General features: G+C 50.4%; 21 protein-coding genes and 1 riboswitch. Of the genes, 13 read left to right on the top strand and 8 right to left on the bottom strand.

Annotated features, from left to right (window positions below):
* The first annotated feature begins 12 nt into the window (after positions 1-12).
* Positions 13-390, top strand: a complete 378-nt coding sequence (locus JS578_09875) for a phage holin family protein (protein QRX63177.1) — start codon at positions 13-15, stop codon at positions 388-390.
* Positions 387-770 (top strand): hypothetical protein, encoded by a 384-nt coding sequence (locus JS578_09870; protein ID QRX63176.1) that lies wholly within the window; start codon positions 387-389, stop codon positions 768-770. The genes JS578_09875 and JS578_09870 overlap by 4 nt, the downstream gene beginning before the upstream one ends.
* On the opposite strand, the gene JS578_09865 is transcribed toward JS578_09870, so the two are convergent.
* On the bottom strand, positions 763-3,057 hold the full coding sequence (locus JS578_09865) for a bifunctional (p)ppGpp synthetase/guanosine-3',5'-bis(diphosphate) 3'-pyrophosphohydrolase (protein QRX63175.1): 2,295 nt from the start codon (positions 3,055-3,057) through the stop codon (positions 763-765). The two genes, JS578_09870 and JS578_09865, sit on opposite strands and share 8 nt — an antisense overlap.
* A gap of 134 nt (positions 3,058-3,191) precedes the next feature.
* Positions 3,192-3,286: riboswitch (TPP riboswitch) on the top strand.
* Positions 3,287-3,396: 110 nt separating this feature from the next.
* Here JS578_09865 and JS578_09860 point away from each other — a divergent pair.
* The 11 genes from JS578_09860 to JS578_09810 all read left to right on the top strand — a co-directional run bounded on the left by JS578_09860 (position 3,397) and on the right by JS578_09810 (position 10,730).
* On the top strand, positions 3,397-5,640 hold the full coding sequence (locus JS578_09860; protein ID QRX63174.1) for a TonB-dependent receptor: 2,244 nt from the start codon (positions 3,397-3,399) through the stop codon (positions 5,638-5,640).
* Positions 5,641-5,663: 23 nt separating this feature from the next.
* A complete protein-coding gene (locus tag JS578_09855) occupies positions 5,664-6,224 on the top strand; it encodes a nicotinamide mononucleotide transporter (GenBank protein QRX63173.1) in 561 nt (186 codons plus the stop codon).
* Positions 6,225-6,310: 86 nt separating this feature from the next.
* Positions 6,311-7,090, top strand: a complete 780-nt coding sequence (locus tag JS578_09850; GenBank protein ID QRX63172.1) for an MBL fold metallo-hydrolase — start codon at positions 6,311-6,313, stop codon at positions 7,088-7,090.
* Positions 7,091-7,174: 84 nt separating this feature from the next.
* On the top strand, positions 7,175-7,414 hold the full coding sequence (locus tag JS578_09845) for a DUF5320 domain-containing protein (protein QRX63171.1): 240 nt from the start codon (positions 7,175-7,177) through the stop codon (positions 7,412-7,414).
* A gap of 20 nt (positions 7,415-7,434) precedes the next feature.
* Complete coding sequence (locus tag JS578_09840) at positions 7,435-7,749, top strand: hypothetical protein (GenBank protein QRX63170.1); 315 nt, start codon at positions 7,435-7,437, stop codon at positions 7,747-7,749.
* Positions 7,734-8,261 (top strand): cob(I)yrinic acid a,c-diamide adenosyltransferase, encoded by a 528-nt coding sequence (gene cobO / locus JS578_09835; protein QRX63169.1) that lies wholly within the window; start codon positions 7,734-7,736, stop codon positions 8,259-8,261. The genes JS578_09840 and cobO overlap by 16 nt, the downstream gene beginning before the upstream one ends.
* 19 nt (positions 8,262-8,280) lie before the next feature.
* Complete coding sequence (locus JS578_09830; protein QRX63168.1) at positions 8,281-8,622, top strand: uracil-DNA glycosylase; 342 nt, start codon at positions 8,281-8,283, stop codon at positions 8,620-8,622.
* A gap of 44 nt (positions 8,623-8,666) precedes the next feature.
* A complete protein-coding gene (locus JS578_09825; GenBank protein ID QRX63167.1) occupies positions 8,667-8,900 on the top strand; it encodes a hypothetical protein in 234 nt (77 codons plus the stop codon).
* Between the two features lie 8 nt (positions 8,901-8,908).
* A complete protein-coding gene (locus tag JS578_09820; protein QRX63166.1) occupies positions 8,909-9,295 on the top strand; it encodes a VOC family protein in 387 nt (128 codons plus the stop codon).
* On the top strand, positions 9,292-9,969 hold the full coding sequence (locus JS578_09815) for a YggS family pyridoxal phosphate-dependent enzyme (protein QRX63165.1): 678 nt from the start codon (positions 9,292-9,294) through the stop codon (positions 9,967-9,969). The genes JS578_09820 and JS578_09815 overlap by 4 nt, the downstream gene beginning before the upstream one ends.
* A 29-nt stretch (positions 9,970-9,998) precedes the next feature.
* The gene (locus JS578_09810; protein QRX63164.1) at positions 9,999-10,730 is read left to right on the top strand and encodes a ZIP family metal transporter; all 732 of its coding nucleotides are present in this window, start codon (positions 9,999-10,001) and stop codon (positions 10,728-10,730) included.
* A 69-nt stretch (positions 10,731-10,799) separates the two neighbouring features.
* On the opposite strand, the gene JS578_09805 is transcribed toward JS578_09810, so the two are convergent.
* From JS578_09805 to JS578_09775, 7 genes are read right to left on the bottom strand one after another with little or no spacing between them, the layout of a single operon-like run.
* A complete protein-coding gene (locus JS578_09805; GenBank protein QRX63163.1) occupies positions 10,800-11,366 on the bottom strand; it encodes a uracil-DNA glycosylase in 567 nt (188 codons plus the stop codon).
* Positions 11,359-12,183, bottom strand: coding sequence for an Mrp/NBP35 family ATP-binding protein (locus JS578_09800; GenBank protein ID QRX63162.1), 825 nt, complete (start codon positions 12,181-12,183; stop codon positions 11,359-11,361). The genes JS578_09805 and JS578_09800 overlap by 8 nt, the downstream gene beginning before the upstream one ends.
* Positions 12,180-12,701: a peptide deformylase gene (gene def / locus JS578_09795; protein ID QRX63161.1), complete on the bottom strand. Its 522-nt coding sequence runs from the start codon at positions 12,699-12,701 to the stop codon at positions 12,180-12,182. Before def ends, JS578_09800 begins: the two co-directional genes overlap by 4 nt.
* Positions 12,698-13,633 (bottom strand): radical SAM protein, encoded by a 936-nt coding sequence (locus JS578_09790; GenBank protein ID QRX63160.1) that lies wholly within the window; start codon positions 13,631-13,633, stop codon positions 12,698-12,700. The genes def and JS578_09790 overlap by 4 nt, the downstream gene beginning before the upstream one ends.
* A gap of 25 nt (positions 13,634-13,658) precedes the next feature.
* Positions 13,659-14,528 carry a 4Fe-4S binding protein gene (locus tag JS578_09785; GenBank protein QRX63159.1) on the bottom strand — a complete coding sequence of 290 codons (870 nt, stop codon included), beginning with the start codon at positions 14,526-14,528 and terminating at the stop codon, positions 13,659-13,661.
* Complete coding sequence (locus JS578_09780; protein ID QRX63158.1) at positions 14,525-15,382, bottom strand: ATP-binding protein; 858 nt, start codon at positions 15,380-15,382, stop codon at positions 14,525-14,527. The genes JS578_09785 and JS578_09780 overlap by 4 nt, the downstream gene beginning before the upstream one ends.
* A complete protein-coding gene (locus JS578_09775; GenBank protein QRX63157.1) occupies positions 15,379-16,248 on the bottom strand; it encodes a DUF89 family protein in 870 nt (289 codons plus the stop codon). The genes JS578_09780 and JS578_09775 overlap by 4 nt, the downstream gene beginning before the upstream one ends.
* Positions 16,249-16,255: the final 7 nt, after the last annotated feature.

Below are 16,255 nucleotides of genomic sequence, written 5' to 3'. Positions count from 1 at the left end.
CTTGCCGAACTGATGGAAGAAAAAAAAGTAAGTACGTTGTTTGAGGAGATGCGCGATGATATATCCAGATATATATCCAGCACTCTTGAACTCGGAAAACTGGAGGTGTATGAGAAACTAAGCCTGGGATCTTCGGCCATCACCTATGGATTGATTCTGGGGGGTGTCTCTCTCTTTGTTCTGTTGTTCCTTTTTGTCACTGTGGCACTCTACCTGGGTGACTTGTTGCAAAACCTCTGGGCCGGTTTCGGTATTGTAACCGCATTCGCCCTGTTGGTACTGCTGATAATGTTGCTGGTGGGTAAGCCTTTCAAGAAAAAGATGACAAACAAGGTAATACACTTCCTGATGGAAAATGATGAGTCTGACAACAAAAAGAGCAAGCCATGAGCACCTATAAACTCACGCCATTGGAGGAGCTGCGACTTGAGAAAAAGAGACAGCAAGAGGAACGCAGCATCGCCAGCCAACGCCTCTCCTACCAGTTGCAGTATTTGAATGACAACTGGGGATCAATGCTTACCAAGGGGCTCACCTCATCGGTGAAAACAAAGTTTGCTGAAACGATGGATACAATCTCCAGCGGCAACTCTTACTCGGTGACACCTTTTGTTACTCACAAGAGAAACCCCTGGATACAATTGGCGATGTCCAATCTGCCCCTGCTGGGATCAGTCACCTGGAAACTGACCAAACCGGCCATCATCGCTTTTGCCCTGAAACAGGGCACCTCATTGCTGTTCGGCAGGAAAAAGAAAAAAATCAGATAGTGGAACGGTGGACGGTGCTAACGCCGTCCACTTTTGCGATCTTGGCACAGAGTTGATTCACCTCCTCGGCACTGTGTACATGTACATTGAATACCCCTTCGAAGATACCATCCTTTGATGCCACATTCACACTCTGAATATTGACAACGACATCTTCAGCCAACTTGGCCAGGATGCTTCCCAGGATCCCGACACGGTCGATACCGGTGAATATGATTGATGCCAGAAAGGAGTACTGTCGGTAATCACCCCACTCTACCGCGATGATGCGATCGCCGTAACTGGCCTTAAGCTTCAGGCCTGTCTGGCAGGAGCGTTTATGCACCTCCACTTCCTCTCTCTCCGTTACAAAACCAAACACATCATCACCCGGCAGCGGATTGCAGCAGGAGTAAACGATGAAATTCTTGCGGAAGTTCAATTCTGTGAGACGATAAACCAGCTTGCGGTCTATCTTCGTCGGCTTTGCCACTTGCGGCAGCGGCAGCGACTCCTCATCATCTCCCCCGATCAGTGTCACCTTCTCAGCTTCCTGAGGTGATTTCTTGATGGCATTCATCGCCTGCTTCACGTAACGGACAAAGAGATTGTCCTGTTTCTGAGGAACCGGCTTCAATTTGAAGAATGCCTCTTTCTGCAGCGGAAGGGTCAATTCATTGTTACCGATCATGTAGTAGAGATCCTCTTTGTTCTCCGCCTTGTAGGAGTGGAGAATCTTATTGAAAAGGGTGTTGTCGATCGGTTCATTGTTGAAGAGCTCATCCAGCATGTTCTGTCCCTTCTCTACGATGCGGCGTCGCTGACGTCGCAGCGAAGCCTCTATCTTGGTACGTGCCTTGGCGGTGGTGACGAAGTTGAGCCACTCCGGTTGGGGGTTGACCGATTGAGAGGTGAGGATCTCCACCTGATCACCGCTGCGCAACTTCTGACTGAGGGGTACCAGCGTGTGATTCACCTTGGCCCCCAGGCAGTGGTCGCCGATGCGGGTGTGGATGATGTAGGCAAAATCGAGCGCCGTAGCTCCCTGAGGAAGTGTCTTGATCTCACCCTTTGGGGTGAATACGAATATTTCTGAAGAGAAGAGGTTCATCTTCACCGTATCCAGGAAGTCGATCGCGTTGGGGTTGGGGTTGGAGAGAATCTCCTGGATGGTCTTGAGCCATTTTTCAAGTTCATTGTCCTCCTCAATGCGATTCTCCTTGTACTTCCAATGTGCAGCGAATCCTTTCTCAGCAATGTCATCCATGCGGCGGCTTCGAATCTGAATCTCAATCCACTTGCCGTCGGGACCCATCACGGTGAGGTGCAGCGCCTGGTAACCATTGGCCTTCGGGTGACTCACCCAGTCGCGGATACGGTCCGGACGCAGCTTGTAAATATCTGTGATAGCTGAGTAAATGTCCCAGCATTGCTTCTTCTCATCCATACCGGGGTGTACCTCAAAGATGATGCGCACGGCAAATAGGTCGTACACCTCGTTGAAGCTGATCCCCTTGTTCTGCATCTTGTTCCAGATGGAGTAGACCGATTTCACACGGGCACGCATCTCATATTGAATCCCCATCTTATCAAGCGCCGGGATTACAGGAACGGCGAAGTTCTCATAAATCTTGTTTCGTTCGGGGGCACTCTCTGCAATTTTTGCTTTCAGATCGGCATAGACCTCAGGATGCTCATACCGGAAACAGAGTTCTTCCAGTTCGGTTTTGATGGCAAAAAGACCCAACCGATGTGCCAGAGGCGCATAGATGTAAAGTGTTTCACCGGTAATCTTAAACTGCTTTGTGGGACTCATCGAAGAGAGTGTGCGCATGTTGTGCAGTCTGTCTGCAATCTTGATCAGGATCACACGGATGTCGTCCGACATTGTGAGCAACAGCTTGCGGAAGTTCTCAGCCTGTGCCGATACATTCTCACCAAACATACCTTGCGATATCTTTGTGAGACCATCCACAATTTGGGCTATCTTGTCGCCGAAGAGGGCACGAATATCCTCTGTGCTGTATTCTGTATCTTCCACCACATCGTGGAGCAATGAGGCTGAAATGGAAGTGGAGCCGAGCCCCATCTCCCTGGAAACGATACGGGCCACGGCTAAGGGATGCATAATATAGGGCTCACCGGAACGACGGCGCGCCCCTTTATGTGCCTCCTTCGCCATGTTATAGGCGCGGGTAATGATGTCCACCTTGCGTCGGTGATTCGAGTTGAGATAATCCTCCAGGAGTCCCTGAAACTCCTGCTCAATCATCTGCTCTTCAGCTATCATTTTGTCTTCGTCACTCATATACCGTAAGATCCACTTTGTTTGAACCGTTTAACCACAAACGAAATTACAAATAAATCGAGAGATAATCGCATTTGAATCCTTTTTTTCGTCTGGACTGAGGTTTTTGAACAAAAAGTGTGTACTTTTGTTTCACCAAACAACAGGGGTGCCCGGAGAACGGGCTGAGATCATACCCATATCACCTGATCCGGATAATGCCGGCGGAGGGAAAGAAAGCAGCACACATCCCGGTGGCTCTTTCATAGGTATCCATCTTTCATAAATCCCCTTTTTTATTTCACTCACACCGTTGAACAAAGTCACATGATTTGTTCAACACAAAAAAACACAGGTAAAATGAAAAAGGTTTTCTTTTCAATTCTGCTGACACTCTTTTCAGCAACTCTCTTTCAACTAACGGCGCAGGCAGATGCCACGCCGGGCGACACGATCAACAACATCCGGCTGGAGGAGGTGATTGTCTCCGGCACGCGTGCCGGTTCACAGACACCGGTCACTTACAGCAACCTCACCGCTGCGGATATCCGCAGGGAGAACGCGGCACGCAACATTCCCTCGATTCTGCAATCCACTCCCTCACTCGTCGCCTTCACCGAAGACGGACTGGGTGTAGGCAACACCTTTTTCCGGATCCGCGGCACCGATGCCACCCGCATCAACGTAACGCTCAATGGAATGCCGCTCAATAACCCGGAGAGTCAGGAGGTTTACTGGGTGAACCTGCCCGACCTCTCCAACTCGTTGCAGAGCATCCAGGTACAACGCGGCGTAGGCACCTCCACCAACGGTGCCGGCGCTTTCGGGGCCAGCATCTCACTCAGGACGGCCGGTGCACGTTCCAATGCTTACGGTGAAGCATCCACCGCCGTGGGCAGCTATGGTACTTACTCCTCCTCAATCGCTGCCGGCACCGGGATCAGCGAGGGAGGCCTCTCGTTCGATGCCCGTTTCTCACGGGTGCTGGGCGAGGGTTACGTGCGTAATGGTACGGTAGACCACACCAATTTCTACGGTGTGCTTTCTCACTATGGCGAGCATCAGCTGCTCCGTCTCAGCTACCTGAGGGGAATCCAGCATACCGGCATCACGTGGGAAGGGGTTTCGGAAGAGCAGATGCAGGATCCGGAATATGGACGGCGCTACAACCCTGCCGGAGAATACTATGATGATGCGGGTAACCGTCTTTATTACGACAATGAGACCGACAACTACTACTCACACATCCTTCAGCTTACCTTCACAAGGGAGCTGAGCCGCTCCCTCTCGCTCAACGCGGGACTCAGTTACAACCATGGTTATGGTTACTACGAGAACTATCGCTACAATCGGAAATACTCCGATTTCGGACTGGACCCCCAGACCGTCGGTGAGGAAACCCACAATCGTACCGACTTTATCCGTCGCAAGCTGATGGAGAACGACTTCTACGTGGCGAGCCTGGGCATCGAGAAAGTTATTGATGCCCTTAAGTTCAATGTTGGTGGGCTCTACAGCTACTACGACGGCGATCACTTTGGTCGCCTTCCCTGGGTAAAGCACAACCAAAACATCCCGGAGCAGTATGAATGGTACCGCAATGTAGGACGTAAATCGGAAGTAAGTCTTTTTTCCAAGGTTGAGTATCAGGTTAACGAAAGGCTCTCACTGTTCGGTGACTTGCAGTATCGCCATGTGGGATACCGCTTCAGCGGGATGGACGACGATATGATGGAGCTTAACGGCGATTTTAATTACAATTTCTTCAACCCAAAAGCCGGTCTGTTCTACCAGCTCAATCAGTCGAGCAATCTATATGCCTCAACTGCGGTGGGACAACGGGAGCCGCTGCGTGCCGACCTGAAGGATGGCATCAAGGGGGGAGCGGTCAATCCGATCCGACCGGAGCGCATGATAGACTATGAGCTGGGGTACCGTTACAGTAGCAAGGGCACCAGACTGGGTGTGAACCTTTACTACATGGATTACTACAACCAGATGGTGCAAACCGGTAAGCTGACCGATATTGGTTACAAACTGATGGAGAACGTGAAGGATAGCTATCGTGCCGGCATTGAGCTGGAGGCATCCCTCCCTCTCTGGACAGAAAAATTGCAGCTGGATGCCAACGCCACCTTCAGCCGCAACAGAATCAGCGATTACACGGCGTACTTCGACCAGTATGACACCCCCGACAATTATGAGTGGGTGGGACAGGTCAGCAGGGATTATGGTTCCACACAAATCTCCTTCTCACCCGATCTTGTGAGCACCGTGGGGCTTACCTGGCAACCGGCATCTGCTTTTTATCTGAACCTGCTGGGTAAGTATGTAAGCAAACAATATATGGACAACACCTCCGACGATGCCAAGTCGATTGACGGCTACTTCGTGAGCAACCTCTCGGCGGGCTACACCTTCCAGAAGAGCCAACTGGGGGTGATCAACCTGCAATTGTTCGTGAACAACCTGTTCAACAAGGAATATGTGGCCAACGGCTGGGCAGCCACCGACACCTTTGCTGACGGCAGCAGCATCAACTGGATTGGTTATTATCCCCAAGCCACGCGCAACATCATGGCTCGGCTTACTATTTCGTTTTAAATCAATAATGATCCAGCAATAACATGCAAACCATCGAAATCATCGGTGCCCTGATCGGCCTGCTCTATCTCTATCTCGAATACAAAGCCAACAGATGGCTCTGGCCGGTGGGGGTACTGATGCCGGTGGTTTATATCTGGATCTTCTTCCAGAGCAGGTTCTATGCAGATATGGGGATCAACATCTATTACTTCTTCGCCAGCATCTATGGCTGGATCCGTTGGAAAAGAAGTCATACGGAAGGAGATACGCCTGCCATCATCCATACCCCGCGTCGTCTGATCCTACCCCTCACGCTGGTCACCATGCTACTCTTCGGATTCATCTACCTGCTCCTCACCCGCTACACAGACAGCCCTGTGGCCGGGGGTGACAGCCTCACCACCGCCCTGAGCATCGTTGGTATGTGGATGCTGGCACAGAAACATGCGGAGCAGTGGTGGGTGTGGTTCCTGGTCAACCTTATTTCCTGCGGACTCTACCTCTGGAAAGGGCTCTATCCCACCACGCTGCTTTTTGGCATCTACACCGTGATCTCTGTGTTCGGATATTTCAAGTGGGCAAGAATGACGAGAGAAAGCTGATCGATCATTATCCTTTTTTTATGGCAAATTAAAATGAACATTTGTTCATTTTAAAACTATAATGTCTATATTTGTAGAAAAAAGAGATGAAAGTATCGATACTTACCGACAATTACCCGGGAGGAAACACCGCTGCAGAACATGGACTCTCCTATTTTATAGAGCATGAAGGCACAAAGATCCTATTTGATACGGGACAGAGTGATCTTTTTCTGAGAAATGCTTCACTGATGGGGATTGATCCGGAGGATAGAGATCTGATCATTCTGAGTCATGGTCACTTTGATCACGGAAACGGACTGAGACATCTCTCAGGTGGGAGGCTGGTCTGCCATCCGGGCTGTTTTGTGAAGCGATACAGAACAGTCGATCACACCTACATCGGTCTGAAGAACAGCCATGATGAGATCGTTGAAAAATTTGATCTCATAACCAGTAAAGCTCCCTACCGTGTCAGTGATTCCATTCTGTTTCTGGGGGAGATTCCCCGCATCACCAATTTTGAATCGCAACAGACCTCTTTCTCCTTCGAAGACGGAACACCCGATTTTGTTGCAGACGACAGTGCTGTCGCCCTGCAGACAGATAAAGGGCTGTTTGTCATTACAGGCTGCGGGCATGCCGGGGTGGTAAACACCCTGGAACATGCAAAAAAAAGCACCGGTGAGCAAAGAATCTTCGGGATTATGGGTGGTTTTCATCTGAAGAAGCGTGACCGGCAAACCATCGAGACCATTCAGTACCTCAAAAAAAACAAGGTGGAACATGTCATCCCCTCTCATTGTACTGCATTGCCTGCCCTTGTGGCTTTTACGGAAAGTTTCAAGACTCGATCGGTTAAAACAGGAGACGTCTACACCTTTTAATTTATTAATGAAAGAAGGTTTACTTCAATTCAGGCTTTTTGCCGTTATCAACTTATCAATTGTTTCACTTAAAAATTTAGCATTATGCCATCAGGAGATCGTACCGGACCGCTGGGACAAGGTCCCAGAACCGGAAGAGCAAGAGGATTTTGTTCGGGATATGATGCACCCGGATATGAAGATGGATTGTATCGCAACAGAGATTGGGCGACAAAAGTAAAACTCTCCCACCTTCAGCAAGGCACATCTTTACACACCGGCAGAGATCAGGAACCACCTCACATTCTTGGGGACCCCACAGTTTCGCTACGCTGTCTATTATGACAGCAATTTTGAGCTGCTTGATGAGCAACGTGACAAAGGTAATACTCATCCGGCATTTATTGCTACCATCGTACAAAAGAGAAGGAACCATGCAGATCACCATTGAAATCAGTTATTGTGCCCTTACCGGCGATTATGCCACCCCGGTGAAGGATTTTTTGGAGAGAGTGTCACGCTGTCAGATGATACAGGTGGAAACAGGCAGTATGAGCACCTTTATAGCCGGTGAGTATCATCTGGTGATGCAGACCCTCACCGATACGTTTGCTCCACTGATGGTGCGCTATCCATCAGTCTTCGTACTGAAAATATCCAATGCATGCAAAGTGAGATGAGAGGATATCTGCATATCTACACAGGGAACGGCAAGGGAAAGAGCACGGCAGCCTTCGGCCTGGCTCTTCGTGCAGCCGGTGCCGGGATGCGTATCTACATTGCACAGTTCGTGAAAGGAAGAAACTACTCCGAGATTACAGCTGTTAGGGAGCATCTGCCCCAAATCACAATCCGGCAGTTCGGCAGGGGTTGTTTCATCGTGGAAAAACCCACGGAGAAGGATGTAGATGCTGCACGCGAGGGACTGGCAGTGGTGTCTGAAGTACTCACCTCTGGGCAGTATGATTTGGTGATTCTGGATGAGGCAACCATCGCCATATATTATGATCTATTCACTGTGAGTGAGTTAATCGAAATATTGAAGAAGAGAGCAGCCGGTTGTGAAGTGGTGGTTACTGGTCGTTATGCACCGGAGGAGCTGATTGAGGTGGCCGACCTTGTGACTGAGATGAGAGAGGTGAAACATTATTACCGTCAGGGCATTGAGGCTCGGGAGGGAATTGAATATTAACAAACAGGAAAAAATCAAAATGAGCCATACGATGGAGCAGTTGCGAGAGGAGATGGAACAGTGTAGAAGATGCGACTTGTGGCATTCACGGAACCACCTCATTTTCGGTGAGGGAAATCATCATGCTCCCATCTTCATCATCGGTGAAGCACCGGGAAGAGATGAAGACCGTGTAGGGAGACCTTTCATAGGCCCTTCGGGGATCCTGTTGGACAAGATCTTCACAGCCTGTGGATTCAACAGGATGGAGCATCTCTTCATCAGCAACATTGTCCGCTGCAGGCCCCGGGGAATCGTCCCCCCACCACACAAGAGAGTGCCGCCTGCCTACCGTGGCTGCACCAACAGCTGGAGCTGGTAGATCCCAGAATCGTAATCCTGCTGGGTGCAACAGCACTGAGATATATGGCAGGTACCGATTACCGCATCACACGGGTCAGGGGCAACTGGATCAAACAGGACAATCGGTTAATGATGCCAGTCTATCACCCCTCTGCACTGTTAAGAAACCCGGCACTAAAAAGGGATACCTGGGATGATTTCAAGAAGGTGATTTATAAGTACCGGGAGCTGGTTGATCCTAATCATTACACTCCCCATATTCCATTGAATACCAATCTAACAAAGTACGAATCATAAAAAAAACAATGTTACATCACGTGGGATTAACCATTATTGAACCTGCAGAGATTGGAAGATTTTACGAAGCCGTTTTGCATTTCAGGCGGCTGAAGCAGTTCACCCTCGATTCAGAAGAGGTGCTCCACTCCATCTTCGCCACCGACAGGAAAACAGAAGTCTATATGCTGGAGTATCAGGATTTGAAACTGGAGATCTTCATTGACCCCGAGGGAGAAAAAGGTCGTTTTACCCACCTCTGTCTGGAGTATGACAACCCGGAAGAGGTGTCGGACCATGCCCATCAACAGGGATACAGGCGATGGATCAAAAGAGGTCCCAACCGTGTCACCCATTTCATCTGGGACAAAAGCGGAAACATGTTTGAGATAAAGAGAAAGGAGATTGAATCATGACAGATTCAGAAAGGATAAAGAGGAACATAACGGAGATATTGAAGTCGCTCCCCCCGGGAGTAGAGCTGGTGGCAGCCGCAAAAACAAGAAATGCCGACGAGGTAAATGCTGCGGTGACTGCCGGTATTCATGCCATCGGATACAACTACATCCAGGAGGCAGAGCGCATGCGTCCACTTGTAGAAGGAACACTGCCCTGGCATATGATTGGTCACCTGCAGCGTAACAAAGTAAAAAAAGCGGTCGAGCTGTTCAACATGATTGAGACCATCGATTCGGAGCGACTGGCACTGGAGGTAGACAAACAGTCGGCTGCCGTGGGCAAGGTGATGCCGGTATTGATTGAGATCAACAGCGGCAAGGAGTCGAATAAAAGCGGTGTGCTACCGGAAAACGCGATTGGACTGATCCGTCGGATCAATCATCTGTCACACCTGTCGATTGTGGGGTTGATGACCATGGGACCGCGCTTTGGAGACCCGGAGGATGCCAGGCCCTACTACCGGATCACAAAAAGAATCTTCGACGAGATCAGACAGGCTGAGATCCCGTGTGTTGAGATGCGCTATCTCTCCATGGGAATGAGCAACAGTTATCAGATCGCCATTGACGAGGGTGCCAACATCATCCGTATCGGAACCGCCCTGTTTGGTGAGAGAGAAAAAGTAGAATAACAGACATTGGAACGAGATTTACTGGGAACATGTCAGACAACAATACATTTCTCTGGATCGCCCTCTTTGCTATCCTTGCAGCCATCATCAACGGGTTGGGAATTTTCATCCTCTACAGGTACCGGAATTGGGCCATACAATCCAAACCCTACTTCATCTGCTTTGCTGCCGGCGTGCTGATTGCCACCCCCTTGATGCTGGCGCTCCCCCAGGCCATAGAGAAGAATTTCTTTGCAGGATTCACGGCACTGCTCGGTTTCCTGTTTATGTTTTTCTCGAACGGACTGATCAAGAAGATCACCAAGACAGAGGTGCTCGCCTTCGGCATCGTTGCCGCCGAAGGGATAGCCATCCACTCCTTCATCGATGGCATCATCTACACCGTCACCTTCAGCATCAGCATCCTGGCCGGTTTTCTGGCAGCAACAGGACTGGTGATTCATGAGTTTGCCGAGGGGATCATCACCTACACCCTCTTTCTCAAGGGGGGTGTGAAAGAGAAACGTTCCATGTTCTATGCATTCCTAGTGGCAGGACTCACCACACCATTGGGTGCCTTCGTAGCATACCCGCTTGTAAAAAGTCTCAACGATAGTCACCTGGGGTTAATGCTGGGCTTTGTTGCGGGGGTATTAATCTATATCGCTGCTTCGCACCTTCTCCCCGAGGCAAGAGGTGAGGAGAAAAAGCACTCCGGTGTGGCCTTCCTGGGAGGTGTAGCCCTGGCACTCTTTATCGTATTCTCAAAGCTGTTCGGTTAGAGCAACGGCAGAGGGTTGTTGTTCCACACCTCCGCTCTAATGGGAGATGCGATCCGGCTAGTTCAGTGGTCACTCACTCAGATGGGGTATTCTCTCAAAATCCTTAAACATCCCATCTCTCAACGATGGGTTATGGAGCAGTGCGGAGGGATGTCTCACCGGGTAAATCAGAAAAGAGCCGGAAACATACAAACTGCCTATCTGCTCCTTCGCAGGGGTATGGGTTAACCCGTAGCGCTCCAGCAGGTAACAAGTGGCGTAATAACCCATCGGAATAAGCAAACGGGGTCTCACAATCTCAATCTCCCGGTCGAGATAGAAGCTGCAGCGCTCAATCTCCTCCCTTTTCGGCTTTCGGTTGCCGGGGAGTCTGCACTTGATCAGGTTGGTCATGTAGACCTCATCCCGCGAGAGATGAACAGATTGAAACAGTTGATCAACAACAACACCGGTTGGCCCCATAAACATACGCCCCACTCTTTCCTCAGTCTCACCCGGTGCCTGGGCAATAAAGAAGAGAGAGGCATCGGCGTTGCCTTCCCCACAGAGAGCCTGCTCTGTCGATTCATGCAGGGGGCAGCGACAACACGCTTTGATGGTGCGACAAAGGTGACCGAGTGCTCTCTGTTTACGCATCACGGTACGCCAGCACCGCGTTCACGATACCTGAGAGTGAATGTGCGATCTGCTCATCCTGAAAGAGATTGTCAAGCGAGCCCTCATCACAGTTTTGTCTGATCTGCTCATTCATGGGGATCTGTGCGATCAGGGGCAGATGAAATTGTTGTGACAGCTTCTCACCACCCCCCTGTCCAAAGAGGAAGTATTTCTCGTCGGGATGTTGCACAGGGGTGAACCAGGACATGTTCTCCACGATGCCCAGCACCGGCACAGAGACGTTTTTGTTATTGAACATACCGATTGCCTTGATCACATCATCCAGTGCAATGGTCTGTGGAGTGGTAACCACCACGGCACCGGAGATCTCATAAGACTGTAGCAGGGTCAGGTGGACATCACCTGTTCCGGGCGGGGTGTCAATCACCAGATAATCCAGTTCTCCCCAGTCGGTATCGTTGAGCAATTGCTTGAGTGTATTCGACACCATAGGGCCTCGCCAAAGAAGTGACTGGGAGGAATCGATAAAAAAACCAATCGAGATCACCTTGATGCCATACCGATCAAAGGGTTCAATCCATGTCTTCCCCTCTTTCTCCATCGATAGTGGCCGTTGGTTGTTCAGGTGGAAGAGAGTGGGTACCGAGGGACCATGAATATCGGCATCCAGCAGGCCAGTTGCATACCCCTCTCTGGCCAGAGAGAGTGCCAGGCCGGCAGCCACGGTCGACTTCCCTACTCCCCCTTTACCCGAAGCAACGATAAGAATATTTTTTATATTTGGCAGCCTCGTTTTTTCGAACGGCTTTTTGGCAGTGTTACATTGTTCATTCATCTTCTTTTCTTTCTAATTTTGTTCAGTTTACCCTGTATCAATCGTTTTTGAAGGCCGGACAACCGGTCAATAAAAAGGATGCCATCGAGATGATCATACTCATGCTGGAAGATACGGGACTCCAATCCGCTTAACTCCTCCTCTATAGTCGCAAAGGCGAGGTTCTGGTAGGTCACGTGAATCTTCTCAGGGCGGTTCAGCTCGCGGAAAATGCCCGGGATGCTGAGACAACCCTCGTTATAGGAAGAGAGCGTATCATCAGAATGTAATATGCGGGGATTCAGATAGACCTTCTCCAGCGGCTTGAATTCCCCTTCATCATCGACAAGCGGGGTGGTATCAATCACAAATATCCTTTTTGTGAGACCAATCTGCGGAGCTGCAAGCCCAATACCCTCAGCTCTCTTGAGGGTATCGAACAGGTTCCCACTGATCTGGTCCGGTAGATCCTCCTGATGGATGTCAAAGGCGCTTTGACGCAATACGGGAGCACCGTATATCACTATCGGCACAATCATCTTTTTGTAAAGTTACGGATCCAAAATTTATTATCCTGATAGAGCACCTCTCTGATCTCTTTCTCACGGACCAACTGATCGGGCAGACTGCTCTCCGCTCGGTTCTTGCGCAGAATCTCTCCCATGGTTTCCTCCCGGATGGGATGTACAGCACTCATATTAAGGATATCCTCCCTGGCATCGCCGGTGAAACCGGTATCACTGCCTTCGAAGCCGAGCAGCATCTCGCAGTGCAGTCCGGCATCAGTGTAGACCTGGTAAGCCCTGTTGATGGCTTCCTCATCCGGTTTCTTCACGCTCCGCATTGCAGGGGGCCGCGTGGGAATGGAGAGATAAGCCCTGGAGGGATTGATCGTTGCAATCAGTGAGGCGTTGTGCTGTAACAGCTCAGCTCCATCGTTGACCCCATCCACCATCAGGGTTTCAGTTGCCAGGATTCCCTTGTAAGATGAGGCAAAAGTCAGGAGACCCTCCTTGTAACCCTCAAAGGTGAGCTTGGGATGGGGTCTGTTGATCTTCTTCCATACAGCCTCATCGTTGGCATCCACCTTCACTGAAACCCAGTCGGCCAGCGAGAGGGCATCACGCACCGCTGCATCACCCAGTAGTGATACATTGGTGATCACAGCAATCGGAATACCGCTCTGCATTAACAGGCGAATCGACTCTTTCAGGTGGATATCAAGTGTGGGTTCACCGTTCGGTACAAATGTAAGATAATCAGGCATTGCCTTTAACTTACCCAAGTGCTCTTCCACCGCTTCGAGGATCTGCTCCGGGTTGTAATATGATGCCCTTTCGAGGGTGTAATGACGTGTGGCACCCACCTGACAGTAGATGCATGCATAGGTACAGATCTTATCCCCCGGGATGTTGTTGATCCCAAGGCTTTGTCCCAGTCTTCTGGAGGGTACGGGGCCAAAACTAATCATCGCTTCATATTTTTTAATGGTTCTTTCACTTCGATTGAAAAATATGCCGATGGATGGCTGCGATCTCACCGGCTGCCGCCGACCGGGGAGCCCACTCAACCACCGTACGGCATTGCAGCATAGATTCCACCACTGCCGGTTCGAAAGGAATCCTCCCGATAAGCGGGAGGTTCTTGTTACGGCACCAGGTAGCGATTTCGGACGCCACTTGCTCATTCAGATCATATTTATTGATCACTACAACAGAGGGAATACCGAACCCATCGGCCAACTGTTTCACCCTCCTCAGGTCATGAAAACCGGAGCGACTCGGCTCAGTAACCAACAGTGCCAAATCAGTACCGCTCATAGCTGAGATGGCGGGACAGCCGGTTCCTGGAGGGCCATCAATCAGAATGGTCTCCAACCCCATCCGCTCCGACAGTTGACGAGACTGCTCACGCACCACATTTACAAGCTTGCCGGAGTTCTCCTCTCCTGGCGCCAGCCTGGCATTCACCATCCAACCGTTGCGGAAGGTGCCGGTCGTCCAGTAGCTGCCATTGCTTTCAATCATACTGATTGCGTCGGCCGGACAGATGCGCATGCATAAACGACATCCGTCACAGGATGTTTCAGAGATGGTGTAGCGATCTTCGTGATACCGGATCGCATCAAAGCGACAGGCATCCATGCAGGCCCCACATTGTGTACATAGCTGCTGGTCGATTACCGCTTTGGAACCAGTGGAAAAGGGGTGAGTGGAGTGATCTGTCGGCTCCAGTAACAGATGAAGGTTAGCCGCATCCACATCACAATCGGCCACCATCAACTGTTCACCCATGGTTGCAAGTGCTGCGCTCAGGCTTGTTTTGCCTGTCCCTCCCTTTCCGCTGATGATTACAATCTGTCTCATGAGATATGCTGTTCTACGATTTGTGTAAGCAGAAGGCTGAACATCTCCCGATAGGAGCCATCAACAGCTGCAGGCAGCCCTCCCTCGGCATAGATGCGTGCCACTTCACGGTCGAAAGGGATCTTCAGCAACAGGGGAATCGACTCCTGCTCCATCCACCGGTATATTTCATTGTTGCCCAGTCCGGCTCTGTTGACCACCACACCAAAAGGTTTACCGAGCTGCCGGACGGTGGCTGCCGAGAGCTGCAGGTCATGCAGTCCGAATGGCGTGGGCTCAGTGACCAGCACCACATAGTCGGCCCTGTCGACGGTTGCAATAAAGGGACATGAGATGCCGGGAGGTGAGTCCAAAAGTACTAATTCCCTTTCTCCGGCCTCATGGATGGCACGGGTGATGACCGGCACGGGGGAGTAGACCCCCACCTCGGCACGACCTTCGACCAACTGCTGACCGGCACCATATGTAGCATGCTTCACCCTGCCCAAGAGCTTGGGATGTTCGGTGATCGCTCCCGCCTGACAGGCATAGCTGCATGCACCACAGTCGTGACAGAGATCGGGAAGCACCTGAATCATTTTCCTCTCGGGTAGATAGAGGATGGCATTGTAACTGCAGTATTCGTAACATTTCCCGAAGAAGGTGCACTTCCCCGGGTCAATCACCGGCACAAGTTGGTAGACCTCCACAACCCGGTCCTCCTCACCGGCAAGGAACTCTGCCACGTTAGGTTCTTCTGCATCACAATCGGCCAGCAAACAATCGATACCCTTCTGCGCTGCTACCCATAAGAGGTTGGTTGAAACAAATGTCTTACCGGTACCTCCCTTACCACTGGCTATCGCAATCTTCATCCTGTATAAACCTTTCTCGGGTTATTCTCCGCACAGACAAAACTACCTTTTGTTACTCCGAGCCTGTCAGCAATCACCTCGCACTTCACCATCAACAGGAAGTAAATATCACCCCTGGGGGCATCGATCAACCCCTCCAGATTGCCCTGACCTTTTGAGATCACCAGATCCGCATCATTGTATAGTTGCTGAAAGGCTGGCGAACAGTACTCCGGCAAGGTGGAGGGAGCATCGTAACCGTTGTCAATCACCTGTGCCACCTCTTCCATCTTTACCTGGGCGGCATCTCTCCGGGTGGCATCGTTGATCACAGGTGCTCCTCGCACGGCATACCATATATTAGGGTGACGAAAGGTTTCGATAAACAATTTGTCAAAAACAATCTCGCCGGCATTATCGCCTAGATAGAGGACCGTCTTGGCTTCAGCCAACCGCCGTCTGAGGCGTTCCACATCATTAATTGCGAAAGGACTCTCAAGGACTTTCGACATCGTCTCTTTCAGATCATGATGGTCACTTACCCCGTAATCAATGATATTCCCTGCAACTGCCAATCGCAATGCTGTTTCGAAGGGATCATCCGATTGGTCAATCTTCTCCCTGAAGGAGGCATACTCACCGATGAGGCGCTCGTTGCTCTCATACTTGATTCGCCGGTAAGGATCAACCACTCCGCTTTTCTCCCTGAAAAGACGGTAAAGCTCTCTAGAGAGAACAGGAACAGAAAACCCGGTATTGCCGTTATAAAAGTGGGAGAACATCTCAATGGCAAGTGCTTTCTTTTCCTCTACCGTAAGCTTGTGCTTCTCCAACAAACGCTCGAAGGTGCGAGCAAAACAAAAATAACATCTGTAATCGGCTTCCACCAAACTT

This window comes from Dysgonomonadaceae bacterium zrk40 (genome assembly GCA_016916535.1).
In the GTDB taxonomy this organism is placed as follows: domain Bacteria; phylum Bacteroidota; class Bacteroidia; order Bacteroidales; family Dysgonomonadaceae; genus Proteiniphilum.
This window is presented reverse-complemented; position numbering and strand designations above follow the sequence as displayed.

Bases quoted from the DNA above. Each gene is read 5' to 3' on its own strand.
- JS578_09860 (QRX63174.1), top strand. From the start codon at position 3,397: ATGAAAAAGGTTTTCTTTTCAATTCTGCTGACACTCTTTTCAGCAACT.
- JS578_09870 (QRX63176.1), top strand. From the start codon at position 387: ATGAGCACCTATAAACTCACGCCATTGGAGGAGCTGCGACTTGAGAAA.
- JS578_09875 (QRX63177.1), top strand. From the start codon at position 13: ATGGAAGAAAAAAAAGTAAGTACGTTGTTTGAGGAGATGCGCGATGAT.
- cobO (QRX63169.1), top strand. From the start codon at position 7,734: ATGCAAAGTGAGATGAGAGGATATCTGCATATCTACACAGGGAACGGC.
- JS578_09865 (QRX63175.1), bottom strand. From the start codon at position 3,057: ATGAGTGACGAAGACAAAATGATAGCTGAAGAGCAGATGATTGAGCAG.
- JS578_09810 (QRX63164.1), top strand. From the start codon at position 9,999: ATGTCAGACAACAATACATTTCTCTGGATCGCCCTCTTTGCTATCCTT.
- JS578_09850 (QRX63172.1), top strand. From the start codon at position 6,311: ATGAAAGTATCGATACTTACCGACAATTACCCGGGAGGAAACACCGCT.
- JS578_09815 (QRX63165.1), top strand. From the start codon at position 9,292: ATGACAGATTCAGAAAGGATAAAGAGGAACATAACGGAGATATTGAAG.
- JS578_09845 (QRX63171.1), top strand. From the start codon at position 7,175: ATGCCATCAGGAGATCGTACCGGACCGCTGGGACAAGGTCCCAGAACC.
- JS578_09790 (QRX63160.1), bottom strand. From the start codon at position 13,633: ATGATTAGTTTTGGCCCCGTACCCTCCAGAAGACTGGGACAAAGCCTT.
- JS578_09830 (QRX63168.1), top strand. From the start codon at position 8,281: ATGAGCCATACGATGGAGCAGTTGCGAGAGGAGATGGAACAGTGTAGA.
- JS578_09800 (QRX63162.1), bottom strand. From the start codon at position 12,183: ATGAATGAACAATGTAACACTGCCAAAAAGCCGTTCGAAAAAACGAGG.
- JS578_09780 (QRX63158.1), bottom strand. From the start codon at position 15,382: ATGAAGATTGCGATAGCCAGTGGTAAGGGAGGTACCGGTAAGACATTT.
- JS578_09785 (QRX63159.1), bottom strand. From the start codon at position 14,528: ATGAGACAGATTGTAATCATCAGCGGAAAGGGAGGGACAGGCAAAACA.
- JS578_09820 (QRX63166.1), top strand. From the start codon at position 8,909: ATGTTACATCACGTGGGATTAACCATTATTGAACCTGCAGAGATTGGA.
- JS578_09805 (QRX63163.1), bottom strand. From the start codon at position 11,366: ATGCGTAAACAGAGAGCACTCGGTCACCTTTGTCGCACCATCAAAGCG.
- JS578_09825 (QRX63167.1), top strand. From the start codon at position 8,667: ATGGCAGGTACCGATTACCGCATCACACGGGTCAGGGGCAACTGGATC.
- def (QRX63161.1), bottom strand. From the start codon at position 12,701: ATGATTGTGCCGATAGTGATATACGGTGCTCCCGTATTGCGTCAAAGC.
- JS578_09855 (QRX63173.1), top strand. From the start codon at position 5,664: ATGCAAACCATCGAAATCATCGGTGCCCTGATCGGCCTGCTCTATCTC.
- JS578_09840 (QRX63170.1), top strand. From the start codon at position 7,435: ATGAGCAACGTGACAAAGGTAATACTCATCCGGCATTTATTGCTACCA.